Annotated in this window: 13 protein-coding genes and 1 pseudogene; 6 read left to right on the top strand and 8 right to left on the bottom strand. The window is 64.1% G+C overall.

Translation table 11 applies throughout. The annotated features are described in order from the left end of the window. Positions 1-148 precede the first annotated feature (148 nt). From NW75_RS27600 to NW75_RS23345, 6 genes are all read left to right on the top strand, one after another. The gene (locus NW75_RS27600) at positions 149-790 is read left to right on the top strand and encodes a TolC family protein (RefSeq protein WP_331385951.1); all 642 of its coding nucleotides are present in this window, start codon (positions 149-151) and stop codon (positions 788-790) included. Continuing rightward, entirely contained in the window at positions 705-1,379 is a 675-nt protein-coding gene (locus tag NW75_RS27595; RefSeq protein ID WP_331385950.1) for a TolC family protein, read from the top strand. Before NW75_RS27600 ends, NW75_RS27595 begins: the two co-directional genes overlap by 86 nt. Beyond that, positions 1,376-2,869 (top strand): efflux RND transporter periplasmic adaptor subunit, encoded by a 1,494-nt coding sequence (locus tag NW75_RS00945; protein WP_010405530.1) that lies wholly within the window; start codon positions 1,376-1,378, stop codon positions 2,867-2,869. Before NW75_RS27595 ends, NW75_RS00945 begins: the two co-directional genes overlap by 4 nt. Beyond that, on the top strand, positions 2,866-6,009 hold the full coding sequence (locus NW75_RS00940; RefSeq protein WP_033963083.1) for an efflux RND transporter permease subunit: 3,144 nt from the start codon (positions 2,866-2,868) through the stop codon (positions 6,007-6,009). Before NW75_RS00945 ends, NW75_RS00940 begins: the two co-directional genes overlap by 4 nt. Before the next feature lie 17 nt (positions 6,010-6,026). Then, positions 6,027-6,419, top strand: coding sequence for a copper-binding protein (locus tag NW75_RS00935; RefSeq protein ID WP_010405537.1), 393 nt, complete (start codon positions 6,027-6,029; stop codon positions 6,417-6,419). A gap of 125 nt (positions 6,420-6,544) precedes the next feature. After that, complete coding sequence (locus NW75_RS23345) at positions 6,545-7,129, top strand: YgjV family protein (protein ID WP_269430243.1); 585 nt, start codon at positions 6,545-6,547, stop codon at positions 7,127-7,129. On the opposite strand, the gene NW75_RS22595 is transcribed toward NW75_RS23345, so the two are convergent. The 8 genes and pseudogenes from NW75_RS22595 to NW75_RS00895 form a co-directional block, all read right to left on the bottom strand. Then, a complete protein-coding gene (locus NW75_RS22595) occupies positions 7,061-7,504 on the bottom strand; it encodes an MAPEG family protein (protein ID WP_010405543.1) in 444 nt (147 codons plus the stop codon). The two genes, NW75_RS23345 and NW75_RS22595, sit on opposite strands and share 69 nt — an antisense overlap. A 274-nt stretch (positions 7,505-7,778) precedes the next feature. After that, a complete protein-coding gene (locus tag NW75_RS00925) occupies positions 7,779-9,899 on the bottom strand; it encodes an NAD(+) synthase (protein WP_081988567.1) in 2,121 nt (706 codons plus the stop codon). A 35-nt stretch (positions 9,900-9,934) separates the two neighbouring features. Continuing rightward, entirely contained in the window at positions 9,935-10,501 is a 567-nt protein-coding gene (gene lspA / locus NW75_RS00920) for a signal peptidase II (RefSeq protein WP_126849018.1), read from the bottom strand. Positions 10,502-10,565: 64 nt separating this feature from the next. Next, positions 10,566-11,765, bottom strand: coding sequence for a sodium:proton exchanger (locus NW75_RS00915; RefSeq protein ID WP_231564862.1), 1,200 nt, complete (start codon positions 11,763-11,765; stop codon positions 10,566-10,568). A 93-nt stretch (positions 11,766-11,858) separates the two neighbouring features. Beyond that, positions 11,859-12,200, bottom strand: coding sequence for a DUF190 domain-containing protein (locus NW75_RS00910; protein ID WP_010405551.1), 342 nt, complete (start codon positions 12,198-12,200; stop codon positions 11,859-11,861). A 14-nt stretch (positions 12,201-12,214) separates the two neighbouring features. Beyond that, positions 12,215-15,480: pseudogene (locus NW75_RS00905) on the bottom strand (efflux RND transporter permease subunit). A gap of 3 nt (positions 15,481-15,483) precedes the next feature. Continuing rightward, entirely contained in the window at positions 15,484-16,653 is a 1,170-nt protein-coding gene (locus tag NW75_RS00900) for an efflux RND transporter periplasmic adaptor subunit (protein WP_010405553.1), read from the bottom strand. Positions 16,654-16,741: 88 nt separating this feature from the next. Next, the gene (locus NW75_RS00895; protein ID WP_033963168.1) at positions 16,742-18,022 is read right to left on the bottom strand and encodes a TolC family protein; all 1,281 of its coding nucleotides are present in this window, start codon (positions 18,020-18,022) and stop codon (positions 16,742-16,744) included. Positions 18,023-18,196 lie beyond the last annotated feature (174 nt).

Raw genomic sequence — 18,196 nt, 5'->3', positions numbered from 1 at the left:
CAGGTTGGTATAAGCACAGGTTCTGGCCGCTACAGGTCGCATAGACGGCTAGGCCAGCAGTGGCGGCGGGATGCCCCCCATCCCGCCGCCACTGACATGCCTGTCATATTGCGCGATGCCGGCCTGACCCTCCGATCAGGAGTTTTCCATGCGATTGTTTCTTTGCGCGCCGCTTCTTGCGGCGATCCCCGGCATTGCATTCGCCGGTCCGCTCACCTTCGAAGCTGCGCTCCAGCGCGCCCGACAGGAAGCCCCGTCGATCAAGGCCAAGGCGCTCGGCGCCGATGCCGCGCGTTACGCGCGCGGCGCGGCCGGAGCTCTGCCTGATCCGACGCTCGGCGTGAGCGTCGAAAGCTTCCCGATCTCGGGACCGCTCGCGTTCGAGCCCAATCGCGACGATTTCACCATGGCGCGGGTCGGCGTGTCCCAGGACATTCCCAACCTCGCCAAGCGCCATGCCCAGCAGGCGCGCGCCGATAGCGACATCAAGGTGGCCGAGGCCGATACCGCGGTCGAGGCGCGCACCGTCGAGGTGGGCACCGCGCTTGCCTGGATCAATCTCGCCTACGCCGAACGCCGGCTTGCCGCTCTCGACGATGTTCTCTCCCGGCTCGAGCGCGTGGTGGGAACGACGCCGGGGGGCTGTCGCCTCGGGCAACGCACGGCCGGCGCAGACGCTTGCCGGTCAGCAGGCGGTCGCGGCGATGCAGGATCGCCGCAGCGAACTGGTCTCCAACGTGGCGCGCGCCCGCGCGACGCTGACCCGCTGGACAGGCGATCCCGCGCCTGAGATCGCTGGACCAATCCCTGAATTCCCGGTCGATGCCGCCAAGCTGCGTGCCGGCCTTGATCACCATCCCACCATCGAGATGATCGATGCCCAGGCCGACCAGGCGGATGCCGATGTGCGTGTGGCCGACGCCGGTCGGCGCTCTGATTTCGGTGTCAACCTGGCCTATCAACGCCGCGACCCCCGTTTCGGCGACTTTATCTCGGCCGGCGTGACGGTCAGCCTGCCGTTCTTCACCCGCAATCGCCAGAATGCCGGGATCGCGGCGGCCCAGGCCAGTGCCGGGCGGGTCTTGGCCGAACGCGAGGCCGCGCGGCGCACGCTTGCCGCCGACCTTGACGCTGATATCGCCGACCATGTCATGCATCATGAGCAGTGGATGCGCGCGCAGGGCACGCTGCAACCGCTCGCCGAGCAGCGCGTGAAGTTGGAAACAGCGAGTTATGGTGCGGGCCGCGCCAGTCTGATTGACGTCGCGGACGCTTTTGCCGCGCTCGCCGATGCCACCCTGACGACCGTTGATCGCGAAGCCAAGGTCGCAGCGGACGGAGCCGGATTGAACTTTACTTACGGGAGCGCACCGCGATGAGCCAAGTTACAATTACCCGCAGCCGCCTTCTTGGTGCCGCTGCTCTTCTTGCGCTCGCTGCTGGCGGGATCGGTTTTACCGTGGCCCAACAATGGGAAGGTTCGCACGATCCGGAGAGCGCGAAGCCCGCCGCGCGCAAGATTCTCTATTGGTACGACCCGATGATCCCGGCCGAACATCATGACGGTCCCGGCCTTTCGTCGATGGGGATGCAGACGATCCCCCGCTATGCAGATGAGGCGGGGGCAGGCTCGGCAGCGCCGGGGATTTCAATAGATCCTTCCGCGTCTCAGGCGCTCGGGCTGCGCACCGTCCTGGTCCGACGTGGCGCTTTGGCGAGTAGCGTGACCGCGACGGGGACGATCGATTTCAATCAGCGTGATATCGCAGTCGTCCAGGCACGCACTGGAGGTTTCGTCCAGCGCGTCTATGCGCGCGCACCTGGCGACATCATCGGGGCAGGGGCACCTCTTGCCGACCTACTGGTGCCGGAATGGGGCGGCGCGCAGGCTGAATTCCTTGCGGTCCGCCGCACCGGCAACGCGGCGCTGACCCAGGCCGCGCGCCAGCGGCTCATGCTGCTCGGCATGTCGTCGGGCACGATCGCCTCGGTCGAGCGAGCGGGACGGCCGCACAATGTCATCACAATCTCTACGCCCACCCGCGGGGTCATCAAGACATTGAACGTGCGGGCGGGCATGACCATGATGGCAGGCCAGACGCTCGCGGAGGTCAATGGCCTCGGCACGGTCTGGCTCAATGCCGCTGTACCCGAGGCGATCGCCGGTCCGCTCAAACCCGGACAAACCGTGCAGGCCACGCTTGCCGCTTTTCCTGGCGAGACCTTGTCGGGCCGTGTCTCGGCGATCCTGCCCGAGACTCAGGCCGACAGCCGCACCCTTACTGTCCGGATCGAGCTGCCCAATCGCGGAGGACGTCTGCGTCCCGGCATGTTTGCTACCGTCTCGTTCGGTGGAGCCACGCAACCGGCGTTACTTGTGCCCTCCGAAGCGCTGATCCGCACCGGCAAGCGGACCTTGGTGATGCTGGCCCTCGACAAGGGCCGCTACCGACCCGCAGAGGTGCAAATCGGAAGGGAATCCGGCGATGACACCGAAATCCTCGCCGGGCTCTCCGAAGGTGAGAAGGTTGTCGCCTCGGGCCAGTTCCTGATTGATTCCGAGGCAAGTTTGTCCGGTGTCGAAGCGCGGCCAATCGGAGCTGCCACGCCAACCGCCGCCGCGAAGCCCGCGGCTACGGGAACGCTTTACGAGACCGTCGGCAAGATCGAACAGATCACCGCCAATTCGGTGACGCTGAGCCACGAGCCCGTGCCGGCGATTGGCTGGCCGGCGATGACGATGACGTTCCAGCTTCCCGATCCGAAGATTCCGCGTGGCCTGAAGACAGGGGACCGCGTTCGCTTCGGCTTCGACCGGCCTCCCGCGGGGCCAACGATACGACGTATGACCAAGGTGGCGGGCCAATGATCGCTCATCTCATCCGCTGGTCGGTCAGGAACCGCTTCTTCGTCTTGATCGGCGTACTGGCCCTCATCGGCGTGGGCGTCTGGGCCGTGCGATCGACCGCGATCGACGCGCTGCCCGATCTCTCCGACACGCAGGTCATCATCCGCACCAGCTACCCGGGCCAGGCACCGCAGATCGTCGAGAACCAGGTCACCTATCCGCTCACCACCACCATGTTGTCGGTGCCAGGGGCGAAGACGGTGCGCGGCTACTCCTTCTTCGGCGACAGCTTCGTCTATGTGATCTTCGAGGACGGCACCGACCTCTACTGGGCGCGCAGCCGTGTGCTCGAATATCTCAACCAGGTGCAGGGACGATTGCCGGCGAGCGCGCGTAGCGCGCTCGGTCCCGATGCGACCGGCGTCGGCTGGGTCTATGAATATGCGCTGGTCGACCGGAGCGGCCGGCATGACCTGTCGCAGCTCCGCGGGCTTCAGGACTGGTTCCTGCGCTACGAGCTGAAAACCGTGACCGGCGTCGCCGAGGTCGCCAGCATCGGCGGCATGGTGAAGCAATATCAGGTGCTGCTCGATCCAGTGAAGCTCGCTGCCTACGGCGTCACCCATCAACAAGCAGTCCAGGCGATCAGACAAGCCAACCAGGAGTCGGGCGGCTCGGTGCTGGAGATGGCCGAAGCCGAATATATGGTCCGCGCCTCGGGCTATCTGAAGACGCTCGACGATTTCCGGGCGATCCCGTTGAAGACAGCAAGCGGTGGCGTTCCGGTCCGGCTAGGCGACGTCGCCACGATCCAGATCGGTCCGGAGATGCGGCGCGGCAGCGCTGAGTTGAACGGCGAAGGCGACGTCGCCGGCGGCGTCGTGATCCTGCGCTCGGGCAAGAATGCCCGCGAAACGATCGCAGCGGTCAAAGACAAGCTCGCCGCCCTGAAGGCAAGCCTGCCGCCCGGCGTTGACGTCGTGACGGTCTATGACCGCTCGCAACTGATCGATCGCGCGGTCGATAACCTCACCCACAAGCTAATTGAGGAGTTCATCGTCGTCGCGATCGTCTGCGGCCTGTTCCTCTGGCACGTCCGCTCGGCGCTGGTGGCGATCCTGACCCTGCCCTTGGGCGTGCTCGCCGCGTTCGTCGTCATGCGGTTTCAGGGCGTGAACGCCAACATCATGTCGCTGGGCGGCATCGCCATCGCCATCGGCGCGATGGTCGATGCGGCCGTGGTGATGATCGAGAATGCCCACAAGAAGATCGAGCGCTGGGAGCAGGATCATCCGGACGAGCATCTCGAGGGCGAGATGCGCTGGATCGTCGTCACCGAAGCCGCGGCCGAAGTCGGCCCGGCCCTGTTCTTCAGCCTGCTGATCATCACGCTGTCGTTCATTCCGGTGTTCACGCTGGAGGCGCAGGAGGGCCGGCTGTTCGCGCCGCTCGCCTTCACCAAGACCTATGCGATGGCGTCCGCCGTGATCCTGTCGGTGACCCTCGTTCCGATCCTGATGGGGTGGTTGATCCGGGGCCGCATCCCAGCCGAGCAGGCCAATCCGGTCAACCGCTGGCTGACCAACCTCTACCGCCCCGCGATCGACTGGACGATGCGAAAGCCGAAGGCGGTGCTGGTGATCGCTGCGCTGGTCTTCGCGACAACGGCCTGGCCACTCACCCGGCTCGGCGGTGAGTTTATGCCCAATCTCGACGAGGGCGACCTGCTCTACATGCCCTCGGCCTTGCCCGGCCTCTCTGCGGCCAAGGCCTCGCAACTGCTCCAGCAGACCGACCGGCTGATCAAGACGGTGCCCGAGGTCGAGAGCGTGTTCGGCAAGGCCGGCCGCGCCGAGACCGCGACTGATCCGGCGCCGCTGGAGATGTTCGAGACGACGATCCAGTTCAAGCCCCGCGACCAATGGCGTCCCGGAATGACGCCGGACAAACTGGTCGACGAACTCGACCGCACGGTGAAGCTGCCCGGCCTCGCCAATGTCTGGGTGCCGCCGATCAGGAACCGCATCGACATGCTGGCGACCGGCATCAAGAGCCCGATCGGGGTCAAGGTGTCGGGCGCCGATCTCGCCCAGCTCGATCGCATCGCGCATGATGTCGAGACGGTCGCCAAGACCGTGCCGGGCGTTTCCTCTGCCCTCGCCGAACGGCTGACCGGCGGGCGCTATGTCGATGTCGATATCGACCGCGCTGCCGCCGCGCGGTTCGGGCTCAACATCACCGATGTGCAGGCGATCGTCTCGGGCGCGATCGGCGGCGAGACGATCGGCGAGACTGTCGAGGGGCTGGCCCGCTATCCGATCACCGTGCGCTATCCGCGCGAACTGCGCGACAGCCTGGAGGGTCTGCGGACACTGCCGGTCCTGACCCCTTCGGGGCAGCAGATCACGCTCGGTACAGTTGCGAACATATCGATCGCCGAAGGGCCGCCGATGCTCAAGACCGAGAATGCCCGGCCATCGACCTGGGTCTATGTCGATGTGCGCGGGCGCGACCTCGCCTCGGTGGTCGGCGATCTGCAAAGGGCGGTGGCGAAGCAGGTCAGACTCTCGCCGGGCGTCAGCATCGCTTACTCAGGCCAGTTCGAATATCTCCAGCGGGCGATCGACAAGCTCAAGCTGGTGGTGCCAGCGACGCTGCTGATCATCTTCGTGCTGCTCTACATGATCTTCGGGCGCTTCGACGAAGCTGCCCTGATCATGGGCACGCTGCCGTTCGCGCTCACCGGCGGTATCTGGACGCTGTACCTCCTTGGCTTCAACCAGTCGGTTGCGACCGGGGTCGGGTTCATTGCCCTCGCCGGTGTCTCCGCCGAGTTCGGCGTGGTGATGCTGATCTACCTCAAGAACGCGCTCGAAGAGCGCGGCCACGATCCCGATGCGAGCCAGGTCGAGACGGCGGTTCGAGAGGGGGCTCTTCTCCGCGTCCGCCCCAAGGCAATGACGGTCGCGGTGATCCTTGCCGGCCTGCTGCCGATCCTCCTCGGCTCGGGCGCGGGCTCGGAGGTCATGAGCCGGATCGCAGCGCCGATGATCGGTGGCATGCTGACCGCGCCGCTGCTCTCCATGTTCGTTCTGCCCGCCGCCTATCTGCTGCTGCGCAAGCCCAAGACCAAGACCAAGCCCACCCATCAACCCGCCTAACATGCAAGGAGAAGACCATGAACTATGCACGACTGACTATCGCCCTCGGCCTCGCCGCCCTGACCGCCGCGTGCGGCAAAAAAGCGGAAGCACCTATCGCGACCGAGACCAATCAGGCATCGCCCGATGCGGCGATGAGCGGCGATATGGCGAATATGGCAATGGCGCCCTCCGCGACATCCGCGATCAAGGCCAAGGGACAGGGGACGGTGAAGGAGATCGATAAGGCGGCAGGCACGATCACGCTCGACCATGGCCCGATCCCGGAAGCCAAATGGCCGGCGATGACGATGGCGTTCAAGGCAGCGCCTGGGATCACCGATGCCGCCAAGGTCGGCGACAAGGTCGATTTTGATGTCACGCTTGTTGGCAGTGCGGGTGAGGTGACAGCAATCCAAAAGAAGCCTTGAATGGTCGATTTCATGAGGGCCATTAAAGCGTAATTAACCTCGTTCCTTCACGCTTCAGCTATGGGAAAAGACAGAGCTGAGCGCGGCACGCAGATCAACACAGGAACAACCGCGCGGGGGCCGTCGTGATTGCCACCGCGTTCGGTTGCATGGCTCTTTTGTGCGTCATCAGCTGGCCGTTTTTCAGCGACTATAAAAAGGTCGTCCAAATTCAGAGTGCAGGCGCTGCCGCCTTCGCGATGTATTTTCTGATGTTGGGATCTCCTACGGCGGCGATCGCGTGCCTCATTTCCTGCGCGCAGCTCGTCGTTTCGGCATCGGTGCGTGATCGCTATGTCGTCGTGCGACTCTACGGAGCCAGCCTCATTATATTGTCTTTCCTTTCGGTAGTGACATGGCACGGCATACCGTCTGCGCTGGCATTGACGGGGAGCTCGCTGGGTAGTCTGGCGCGCTTGCAGACATCGACTACGCGTATGAAGGGGCTCTTCCTCCTGGGGGCTCCATTTTGGCTTGCCCATAATTTGATCGTCGGAGCTCTGTTCGCGTTGGGGACAGACGCGGTATCGTTGGCGTCAAACCTGGCGAACCTGATGAGGTTTGTGGTGCGTCGCCGGAGGACTGTATCTTTCAGCCAAAGGTCAAGCGCTTCCGCCAATGCGCCCGGAATATTTGCTCAGGCTGGACCGGTTTCGACACTGGGCATTTAGTGGCATGCCACGCACCTCGATCCGTCCTGCCGCGAACAGGACTACGGCGCCGGTGATGAAGCCGAGCGGAGCGTCGCCATCGACGGTGGAGAGCCCGAGAAAGGCGATGCTCGTCATCGTCGCCTGCTCAAGCGTGTTTTGAAGAAATGCGAGCGGCACCCTCAGCCGCTCGCTTGGAGGAGCGAAGGCGGAGCCGGGATTGTCATGTGCCGAGTAGCGCCGGATGGTCGACACCATCCCGACACCGATGGCGACCCACAGCATTACGAGGAGGCTTTCGCGGGCGGCAAACGCGAGCCGCGGGGCAGTTTCCCGTGGCAGCTCAATCTGTTCGGGAAGCCACAAAGTGGCGACACCCAGGACCGTTGCGCACATCAGGAAGACCCACCCGGCCCTCCCTTCGTATTCCCGACCGTTCTGCGGCCATGGTCAAAGGCTTCGGATGCTCAGCCATTGTCGTTCGCTCCAGCTTGCCTGCCGATGGATCGTCGCCGCCCCTCCGCGCCCTGGATGGGGGCCGCCCCGCAACGGCGCCTCCGTCGCACCCACGTCGGGCTGCCTCTTCGCCGTGCTCGGGACGACGATGTCGCCGGGCGCCCCGAGGTGCGGACGGCCGGTGCGCAGCCACCGGGCCGTATGGTATCGGATTTCATCGGACAATGGGTCTGCCCTCCGCGGCTACCGCAGGTGGTTCCTGCGTCAGAGGAGACACGTCCGCCGCGTTGAGGTCCTCGGGCACGTTGTTGCAAAGCTCATCGATCCAGAGCTGGCCGTTGGCGTCCGAGGGCGCGCGCCAATCGCCGCGCGGCGACAGCGAGCCGCCAGTCGTGACCTTCGGCCCATTCGGCTGGGCGGATCGCTTGAACTGGTTGGCGAAGAAGCGGCGCAGGAAAACGTCGAGCCAGTGGCGGATGGCAGGTATATCATAGGAGCGCTTCTGGTCCTCCGGAAAGCCCGGCGGCCAGTTGCCCGCGGAGGCGTCCTGCCAAGCGTGCATTGCTAGGAAGGCGATCTTGGAGGGGCGCAGCCCAAATCGGGTCAGATAGTAGATCCAGAAGTCGTGGAGTTCGTAGGGGCCGATCTTTTCCTCTGTACTCTGCGACTGGCCTTCGGATGCCTGCGGGATGAGCTCCGGCGATATAGTCGTCCCGAGCACGTCGAGCAGGATGTCGGTCACTTGGGCGTCGAACAGCCGGTTCGACGCCGTCCACCGGATGAGGTGCTGAATGAGGGTCTTCGGAAGCGAGCCGTTGACGTTGTAGTGGCTCATCTGGTCGCCGACGCCGTAGGTGCACCAGCCGAGTGCGAGCTCCGACATGTTGCCGGTGCCGAGCACCAGGCCCTGGCGCTGGTTGGCGGCCCTGAACAGGAGATCGGTCCGGATCCCCGCCTGCACGTTCTCGAAGGTCGTGTCGTAGACCGGCTCCCCGCTCGCGAACGGGTGCCGCAGATCGCGAAGCATCTGGTTGGCCAGCGGCGTGATATCGATTTCCTCGGCCGTCACCCCGAGCCCGCTCATCAGCGAATGCGCGTTGGACCTGGTCCTGCTGCTGGTGGCGAAGCCGGGCATCGTGAAGCCGAGGATGTCGGTACGCGCACGCCCGAGCAGATCAAATGCCTTCGCCGCGACAATCAGGGCGTGGGTCGAATCCAACCCTCCGGACACGCCGATGCAGATCTTGCTTATTCCGGTCGTCTCAAGGCGCTTCGCGAGCCCGGTCACCTGGATGTTGAACGCCTCGTAGCAGTCCTGATCGAGCCGGGCTGGATCGTTAGGTACGAAGGGGAAGCGATCGATGCGTCGCCGCAGGCCCAAGTCGCCAGCGGGCGGCTGGAGAACGAAGGACACGCGACGGAAGCGCCGGTCCGGCATGCCGTTGGCGATTGCCGCCTCGTTGAACGTACCGGTCCGCATGCGCTCCAATTGCAGCCGCTCGATGTCAATGTCCGCGACGGCCATCTGGGACTCTGCGCTGAAGCGCTCCGTCTCCGCGAGTTGGGCCCCGAGTTCGTAAATGCAGGCCTGGCCATCCCAGGCTAGATCGGTTGTCGACTCCCCGTGTCCAGCCGCCGAGTAGACGTAGGCGGCCCAGCAGCGGCCGGACTGGACCTCGCAGAGGCGTCGCCGTGTGTCTGCCTTGCCCACCACGATGTTGCTGGCAGAGAGGTTCGTCAGGATCAGCGCGCCGGCGAGCGCGCCGAAGTCGCTGGGCGGGGCGGGCGCCCAGGCATCCTCGCATATCTCGGTGTGGAAGATCAGGCCGTCGACATCCTCCGCCTGGAACAGGAGGTCCATCCCGAACGGAACGGGCTCGCCTCCGAGGCAGATCTCGCCGCGCACGTCCCGCCCGGAGGCGAACCAACGCTTCTCGTAGAACTCCCGATAGTTGGGCAGGTGCCCCTTCGGCACGACGCCGAGAATTCGACCCCGATGAATGGCGATGGCGCAGTTGTAGAGCCGCCCCTCACGGCGCAGCGGTGCCCCGACGAGGAGGACCGGGTGGAGATCGCTACTTTCGGCGACCAGCTCCAGAAGTCGTCGTTCGACCTCGTCGAGCAGGGCCCGCTGATGGAGGAGGTCGTCGATCGAATAGCCCGACAGCCCGAGCTCCGGGAAGACCATCAGCGCGACCCCTTCATCACTCCCTCTGCGGGCGAGCCTCAGTGTTTCCTCGAGGTTGAACGCCGGTTCCGCGATCCTGCAGAGGGGGCAGCAAGCGGCGACCCTCACAAAGCCTTGTCGGTAGATCGACAGGAAGTGGCCTGTCATGGGTGGCGCTCCCTCATTCATCCCCGCTTCTGACATCAGTTCTTCCCGCAACGGGTGGATCGCGGCTTCAAATGCCCGTTGGACTCGTCGCAGGCGATGAGCATGATGACGAAGCCAACGGTGATGAAAGCATCTGCCATATTGAACGTCGGCCAGTGAGATCCGCCCCAGTGGAGGTCGATAAAGTCGCGTACGGCGCCGAATCGCAGCCTGTCGGCGATATTCCCAATGCCGCCGCCGAGGATCATGCCCAGCACGGCGCGGTAGAGAGGACTCGCCGACCGCAGGATCATCGCGAGGAGAAGAGCCGTGACGGTCGCCGCGACCCCGATCAGCAGGATCGGATGCACCCTTGTGCCGATCCCGAAGGCAACGCCGGCGTTCATGCTGGACGTGATGGTAAGGAAGGGGAGGACGGGTATCGCGCCGTGGCTTGCAACGAGCTCGAAGGCCGCCGGCTTGGTCACCTGGTCCACGGTCAGGGCGAGCCCTGCGCCCAGCCAGGTGGCAGCCCTCGTCATGGCTTCACCCTCGCGCTGCGGCGTATTCCCCGGCCTAGAGGCTGGGCTGTCGAGGACCGGAGCGGCGAGTTGGTCAAACAACGACTCCACCTCCTACGTTTGCCGGCGGGCCGGCCGTGTCGGTTCAACGACGCTGGCCGTCTCACTAGCCTGTTTTCCTGAAAAGCGCGCCAAGCGCTTTGCGGTTCGTCAAGAACAGGCCAGCCGCGAGCGCCAGATAGCCCCAAGCCAGCCACGTCAGACTGTTGACGATACGCAGTTCGTCACCCTGCCAGATTACCGCCAAAGCCACCTGGGCGACGAAAAGGGTAGCGAGCGCCGCCGCACCCACCAGACTGAGGCGAAGACGCAGCAGCAAGCCGATACCGAATAACGACTGTGCGGCAGTGAGGAAGAATTCCTCGTGTTGGCGTGTGTCGAGCGGGAGGCTGGTCAGATGCCCCGCGCCCAAGCTGACCGCCAGCGGCAACATGCCGACTAGCAGAGTCCATTGATTGATCTTGTCGGACATCATCGTCGCGAGGCCGGACGCGGCGCGGCCCGACAGCACGAACAGCGCCGCCACGACGACGGCAGGCGCTTCGCTGGCCAGCGGCGCGAGCCACTGGATCAGCAAGAACTCGTCGAACCCCAAAAGGCGGCCCGAGTCGATCATCGACTCTGCAAAAGGTTCGGCGGATACAAGAATAATCGCGGCTGCGACGATCGTCAGCGCTCCCATGGCTAACCATTGGCGAAGGGGTGAAAGCAGCATGAGCGCCGCGGCCGGGCCAGGCTCGTCGTCATCGTCGTCATCGTCGTCATCAGCGTCTGCGCCAGTTTCCTTCCGACTGGCGCGCCACATATACACCCCGAACAGCGCGATAAGGACGATGGTGTCGATGGGTGAAATTCGGCCCTTCGCCACGATCGCGAAGGCATAGATGCTTGGCAGAAGCAGAAAGAGGATTTCGGTTCGGTTCGCGGGCCGTAACTCAATGGCGCGATCCCGCGTTCGCCGCCAGTGAAGCAATACCAGAAGCGGCCAGGCAAGGCCGACGAGCAGCCGATTTGCGCCGGTCATGTTCGCCGCGGCATAATGGACGTAATTCGATCCGGGGTTCGCGCCCGCCGAATAGGCGTAGTAAAAATCCACGGCATATTCAGGGAGCACGGTGATCAGCGCGACGATCGCCACGATCAACCCTGCCGAAATGCGCTTCTCGGCCGCCTCGGCGCCCCATGACAAAAGGAACCCCGCAGCGAGGATAGCCGCTCCGAAAACGAACGTGTCGAGCAGCGGGTTGGGACGCCAGCCTTCGATCCGCAGGATCACGGCGGGAATCATTGCCGCCCCGACCAGCACGAGCAACAGGGCAAAGCGGCGCAATGATGGCCGTGGAGACGAAGCGGAAGGAATATCAGTCGCCAAGAACGATCCTCACCCTGATCCCAAACCTCACTCTGGTTGTATACTGCTGACCGAAAGCTCTGACCCGAGAACCTCCACTGCTTCGAGCGTCATCAATCCTATCCCTGGCACGTCGGACAGGTCCGACACGAACGCCCGCAAACGAGCGTCGAAATCGACGATCTCGATCACCACGGCTCGATCGCTTTCGAGTACATGCCTGCGATGAAGATGCGCCGATCGCCCGAACCCAATAAGCGCCTCAAGCACGGTCACGCCGGCGAGTCTGGCGTCACGCGCCTTGGATGCGACCACCTCGAGCACCTTGCGGTCGCCGTAATAGGCGGCCTCGTCGGTGTAGATGCGGAGCAATTTGGTATGTTCGCTCATGCTCGCCTCCTGTGTCATGTCGAGATCGGCTCGGGGGTCGGATGCGCCGCCACGCCGCCATCCGGCTCGGGATCGCGGTGCTTGCCCACGCGTTCGCCCCAGCCAAGCACCACGCGGGCGATGGCGGGGAGAACGAGCAAAGTGAGAATGGTAGCCGCAACCAAGCCCCCGATAACAGTGGTCGCCAGGGGCTTCTGGACCTCGGCGCCGGTGCCGTGCGCGAGCGCCATCGGCACGAAACCGATCGCCGGCACAAATCCGGTCATGACGACGGCGCGCATCTTTTCGGCCATCCCGTCGCGGATCGCCTGAGCGAGCGGAAACCCTGCCTCGATCCGTTCGCGTATCGCTGTCATCACCACGAGGCCATTGAGTACGGCGACGCCCGCAAGACAGATGAAGCCGACAGCGGCTGATACCGAGAATGCAATGCCGGTGAGCGCCAAGGTGAACACGCCGCCCGCCAATCCTAAGGGCACCGCCAGGAACACCGCAGTAGCGCGTCCAAAGCTGCCGAGAGCCATGTAGAGCAGGCCAAAGATCAACGCGAAACAGAGCGGCACAACGATCGAAAGCCGCTTAGATGCATCCTGCAGACTCTGGAACTGCCCGCCCCATTCGAGATAATAGCCGGCCGGAAGTTTGACCTGTGCAATCTTGGCCTGCGCTTCGGCGACGAACGACCCGGCATCACGTCCCAACAAGTTCACCTGAATGGCGAGACGGCGCTTGCCGTTCTCGCGCCTGATCTCATTGAGGCCTTCGGTGACGCGAATCTGCGCGACTTGCGAGAGCGGCACTTGCTGGCGAGCTTGCCCGGCCTTCTCGGGAAGCAACACCGGCAGCGCCTGGATGTCATCCAGGCTGGTGCGCGTGGTTTCGGGCACGCGCACCGTGATGTCGAACCGCCGGTCGCCCTCATAGAGCAAACCGGACTCGCGGCCCCCGAGCGCCGCGGAAACCGTGTCGGCCACTTCGCGCATCGTGAGACCATAGCGTGCAATGGCGGCGCGATCGAGCTTCACGTCGAGCGTCGGCGCACCACCAACCTGGTCAGCCTTTACGCTGCCCGCGCCCGGAATGGATTGCAGGACGCGAACCATCTCGCTGGCCGTCTGCGCCATCTTGTCGAGGTCGTCGCCGTAGAGCTTGATGGCGACGTCACCGCGAACACCCGCGATCAGTTCGTTGAAGCGAAGTTGGATCGGTTGGCTCATTTCATAGATTTGACCGAGCTGACCACGTGACACCTTCTCAATGCGCTCGATCACCTCGGCTTTTGTATGGACGCTGGCGGGCCACTGATCCTGGGGCTTGAGAATGATATAGCCGTCCGACATATTCTGCGGCATCGGATCGGTCGCAACCTCAGCGGTGCCGGTCTTGGAAAACATCAGCTCGACTTCGGGCAGTTTTTTCACGGCGGCCTCGACCTGTCGCTGCATAGCGAGCGACTGTTCGAGGTTGACCGAGGGAACGCGGGTCGAGGCGAGGGCAATATTCTTCTCGTCGAGCTGCGGGATGAACTCGCTGCCCAACAATCCGAACGCCGGCACCGCGGCGAGAAAGAAGGCCAGTCCGCCGAGGATGAACGGCCACGGCCGTGCGATCGCCTTGTCGAGCAGCGGCAGATAGCGCTCCTTGCTCTTGCGGATCAGCCACACTTCCTTCTCGGCGACCCGGCCGCGAATGAGCAGCGCCACCATGGCCGGCACGAAGGTCAGCGCCAGGATGAAGGCCGCGACCAGCGCGAGCATGATCGTGATTGCCATCGGCGAGAACGTCTTGCCCTCGACGCCGGTGAACATGAGCAGCGGCGCAAAGGCAAGCAGGATGATTGCTTGCCCGAAAACGGTCGGCTTTATCATTTCCTGAGCGGCGCGCATGGTCTCCTCAAGCCGCTCGCGAAGGGCGAGCAGCCGGCCCTCATGTTCCTGCCGGTGCGCTAGCCGCGCCAGACAGTTCTCGATGATGATCACCGCGCCGTCGACGATAAGACCGAAGTCGAGAGCCCCCAGGCTCATCAGGTTGCCGGGCACGCGAAAGGCGTTCATCCCCATTGCCATCATGAGGAACGAGAAGGGAATAACGAGCACCGCGATCAGCGCCGCGCGCAGTTGCCGAGCAACAGGAATAGCGCGACCGCCACCAGGATCGCGCCCTCGGTCAGATTGCGCTGCACGGTCGCGACCGTCGCGTTGACCAGCTTCGAGCGGTCGAGCACCACCTTGACGGTAACGCCGGGCGGCAAGGTCTTCGATACCTGCTCGAGCTTTGCAGAGACATCCTGCGCAACGATGCGGCTGTTCTGACCGATAAGCATCAACGCGGTGCCGATGACGGCTTCTTTGCCGTTCACGCTGCCCGCACCGGTGCGAAGGTCGCCCCCGCTCTCGACATTGGCGATCTGGCCAACGGTGATGGGAACACCGCCGCGTGTGGCGGCGACGGCGTTCTTGATTTCATCCACCGAGCGAACCCGCGCATCGAGCCGAACCAAATAGCCTTCGCCGCCGCGGTTATAGTAGTTCGCGCCCACCGCGAGGTTGGCGTTCTCCAGCGCCTCGCCAAGCTCGCTATACGAGATACCGTAGGTCGAGAGTTTCACCGGATCTGGTTCAACCACGAATGTCTTGGCGTAGCCGCCGATCGAGTCGACGCCGGCCACGCCCGGAACGGCGCGGAGCTGTGGGCGGACGATCCAGTCCTGAACGGTGCGAAGGAACCCGGCCTGTTCGACCGCATTCGTCAGCCGATCGCCTTCGGGCGTCAGGTAACTCCGATCCGATTGCCAGCCGGGCTGGCCGTTCACAATTTTCGCGCCTTTGCCGTCAGGATTGGCATATTCGACCGTGTACATCACGACTTCGCCAAGACCGGTCGTAACCGGGCCGATCTGCGGCTGTACGCCGTCGGGCAACGTATCGCGCGCCTGGGTCAGGCGTTCGCCTACCTGCTGGCGCGCGAAATAGAGATCGGTGCCTTCCGAGAATATTGCGGATACCTGGCTAAAGCCATTGCGGGAAATCGAACGGGTCGTCTCCAGTCCAGGGATGCCAGCCAGCGCGGTTTCGATCGGATAAGTGACAAGCTTTTCCATCTCGACCGGCGAGAGGCGCCGATCGACGGTGTTGATCTGTACCTGTTTGTTGGTGATGTCGGGCACGGCGTCGATCGGCAGCTTGGTGAGCTGCCACAGGCCAAGACCGGCAATCGCCAGGAAGATGAACAGGACCGCCCAGCGCGCACGGACGGCCAGCGCGATAAGGTTGGCGATCATCTGTTATTCTTCCTCGCCCGCGCCCTTGCCGAGTTCGGCTTTGAGCAGGAAGGCGTTCTTGGTGGCGATGGTCTGCCCGGCTGAGAGGCCCGACACGATCTCGATGCGGCCGGCGCTGCGCTGGCCGGTAGTGACATTCTGGGCGCGGAAACCCTTAGCAGTGCGTGTGAACACGACGTCGCGACCTTCAAGGCTCTGAACGGCGTCTTCTGGCACGACAATCGCGTTCGAAACCTCGCCGCGGCTTGGCAGGAGCCGCACCCGGACTGCGAGACCCGGCTGCAGAGAACCGGGAACATCTAACACCGCAGTCGCGGAACGAGTCTCCCCGCTAAGGCCAGGGGTCACGGCGCGCACGCGCGCCTCGATCGTCCGCCCGCCGGGCAATTCGACGATTGCGCGGTCACCGGGGGATAAGCGCTGAGCATCAGCCGGACCGACCGCGGCTTCGATCTGAATCTTCGCAGGATCGGCAACCCGGAACAGTTCGGTCTCGGGTTGAACGAACGCCCCGAGACTTACGTTTTCGGCGGTCACGCGCCCTGTGATCGGACTTGCGACGACGACACCGCGACCATCGCTTGTGACGTTTGCCGCTCCCGCGGCGACCTGCGCGCGTCGCGCCTCGGCCGCCGCGGACGTCGCCCCGGCCTGAGCCTGCTCGAGATCGACCCGCGCGGATACTTTCTGCCGGTACAAATATTGCTCTCGCGCCAATGCCTTTTGCGCCAGCGCTGATTTGGCAGCTGCGACCGTGCGATCCGCCGCGAATTGAGCCGCCTCACGGCTCTCGACGATCGCGAGCGCTTCGCCTGCTCGTACGGGATCGCCCAGGCGCTTGAGCAAGCGCGTCACCGCACCTCCGGCTCTCGCTGTGACGATCGCCTCGCCAGTAGGGGAGGCTGCCACTGTCGCTTGGCTAACGATTTCGGCACCCAGACCGCCTGCCTTGACCGTTTCAGTCGCAATGCTAGCTTGCTGCATTGCTTGTGCGGTCATTGCCAAGGTATCCGGCTTCTTCTCCTTGCCCGATGCAGCCGCAGGAACGCTGGCCGGGGCCTCGACGGGCTTCGAGCCGCCCGTGGTATAGCGGGCAACCGCGAAACCACCGAGCGCGGCGATCAACGCGACACCGGCCGCACTGCCAAGCAGGCGCTTATCCTGAAGGATCATAGGTGTTCTCCGAGATAAAACGAGGCGCGAGCATACGACTTATGCCCAAGGCACGTGCGGCCGGAACCCGGCTTATGTTCCAAGTTCATCACTGCCGCGCCTCACCGTTGGCGAGGGTGGCTGGCGTCGTCAGACGCTGCAATCTCGCCACTGCATCGTGGTAGGCGGCAAGCGCATCGACATAGGCTTGCCGGGTTTGAGACAGCGTTCGCTCGGCGTCTAGCAGCGCGATCTGGTCAAACTTGCCTTGAGAGTAACCGATACGCGCGATCCTGGCCGCCTCCGCTGCGGCAGCGAGACCTGGGCCTCCCGTAGCGCGTGCAGTCGCGGCAGCATTGGCGACTTCGGTTTGCGCGCGGGCGATATCCTGGCGGGTATCGAGTGCCACGAGGGAGCGCAGCGCCTGAGCCTGCGTCTGCTCGGCTTGCGACTGACTGACGAAGGCCCGACCATTGTTAAAGATCGGGATGGGGACACTCACGCCGACCACGGCGGCTGTGTCATTGGTCTCCGCCAAACGACGGGCTCCTGCGCTGATCGTGATGTTAGGAATGCGTGACGCGCGAGCTAGTCGGACCTGAGCATCCGCCGCGCGAACGTCGGCGGTGGCAGCGGCAAAAGCGAGAGTCTCTTCGACATCGACGGGCTGAGCGGGCCCATAGAAACTTGCGACCTGATCGAACCAGGCGCGGTCAAGCAGCCCCGTGATCGGGCGACCGATGAGCGCGGCGAGATTTAGTCTTGCAGCCTGTGCCTGCCGCCCCGCACTGTCGGCAGCGACCTGTGCGTTGATCCGGAGGACATCAGCGCGTTGCTGCTCGATTGGCGATGCCGCGCCGGCACGAACGCGTTCGCTTGCGATCCGCAAGGCATTTGCTGCAATAGCAGACTGCTCCGACAGCACTTCTGTACGACGCTCGGCTGCGGCCGCCTCGACATAGAGCTGCGTGATCCTGAGCCGAAGGTCGGCAACGGCGATTGCGGTCTGGATCTCAGCCCGGGTCAGTCGTGCGTTCGCCAGCGCAAGCCGCGCGCTGCGCTTGCCTCCTAGTTCCAGAGGCAGCGCAATTCCGACGCTTGATTCAGCGCTGCGGAAGCCTCGATATTGCCCCGAACCCGCTAAATTTTCGACTTGCAGCTGAACCTCGGGGTTTGGGCGCAATCCCGCTATCGTACGGGCGGCCGTGACCGCCTGCACACCGGCAGTCGATGCTGCGATCGAGGGCGAAGCGGCGCCGCCCTGAGACAAGGCCGCTTCAAGGCTAAGCACCTCTCCCTCGGTCGAAGTCGTCGGCACCCCCGGTTGAGACCCCGTTTGCGCCTGCGCGACCGACGCGCCAGCGAGGCACGCGACCAGCGTTGCATTCAGCACGCACAAAACCGCGCGCGGCGGAACGATCATCCTGCGCACCTCTAGGTTGCCGGCCGGAGTTCAGTCCGCGCATTGCGGACGATCTCATACGCGGAAGGAAGGAACAGAAGCGCGATCACGCCGTCAACCGTGAGGTCGGGCAACGCTCGCCCCGTCCATGGCGGGCGGGCG

Origin of the sequence: Sphingomonas sp. Ant H11, from assembly GCF_000797515.1 — a bacterium.
GTDB lineage: Bacteria > Pseudomonadota > Alphaproteobacteria > Sphingomonadales > Sphingomonadaceae > Sphingomonas.
Note: the sequence above shows the minus strand (reverse complement) of the source record. Positions and strands in the feature narration are given on the sequence as shown.

Coding starts and splice junctions, on each gene's coding strand:
- NW75_RS00940 (WP_033963083.1), top strand. CDS start 2,866: ATGATCGCTCATCTCATCCGCTGGTCGGTCAGGAACCGCTTCTTCGTC.
- NW75_RS00925 (WP_081988567.1), bottom strand. CDS start 9,899: ATGACAGGCCACTTCCTGTCGATCTACCGACAAGGCTTTGTGAGGGTC.
- NW75_RS00900 (WP_010405553.1), bottom strand. CDS start 16,653: ATGATCCTTCAGGATAAGCGCCTGCTTGGCAGTGCGGCCGGTGTCGCG.
- NW75_RS00935 (WP_010405537.1), top strand. CDS start 6,027: ATGAACTATGCACGACTGACTATCGCCCTCGGCCTCGCCGCCCTGACC.
- NW75_RS27600 (WP_331385951.1), top strand. CDS start 149: ATGCGATTGTTTCTTTGCGCGCCGCTTCTTGCGGCGATCCCCGGCATT.
- NW75_RS27595 (WP_331385950.1), top strand. CDS start 705: ATGCAGGATCGCCGCAGCGAACTGGTCTCCAACGTGGCGCGCGCCCGC.
- NW75_RS22595 (WP_010405543.1), bottom strand. CDS start 7,504: ATGTGCGCAACGGTCCTGGGTGTCGCCACTTTGTGGCTTCCCGAACAG.
- NW75_RS00910 (WP_010405551.1), bottom strand. CDS start 12,200: ATGAGCGAACATACCAAATTGCTCCGCATCTACACCGACGAGGCCGCC.
- NW75_RS00945 (WP_010405530.1), top strand. CDS start 1,376: ATGAGCCAAGTTACAATTACCCGCAGCCGCCTTCTTGGTGCCGCTGCT.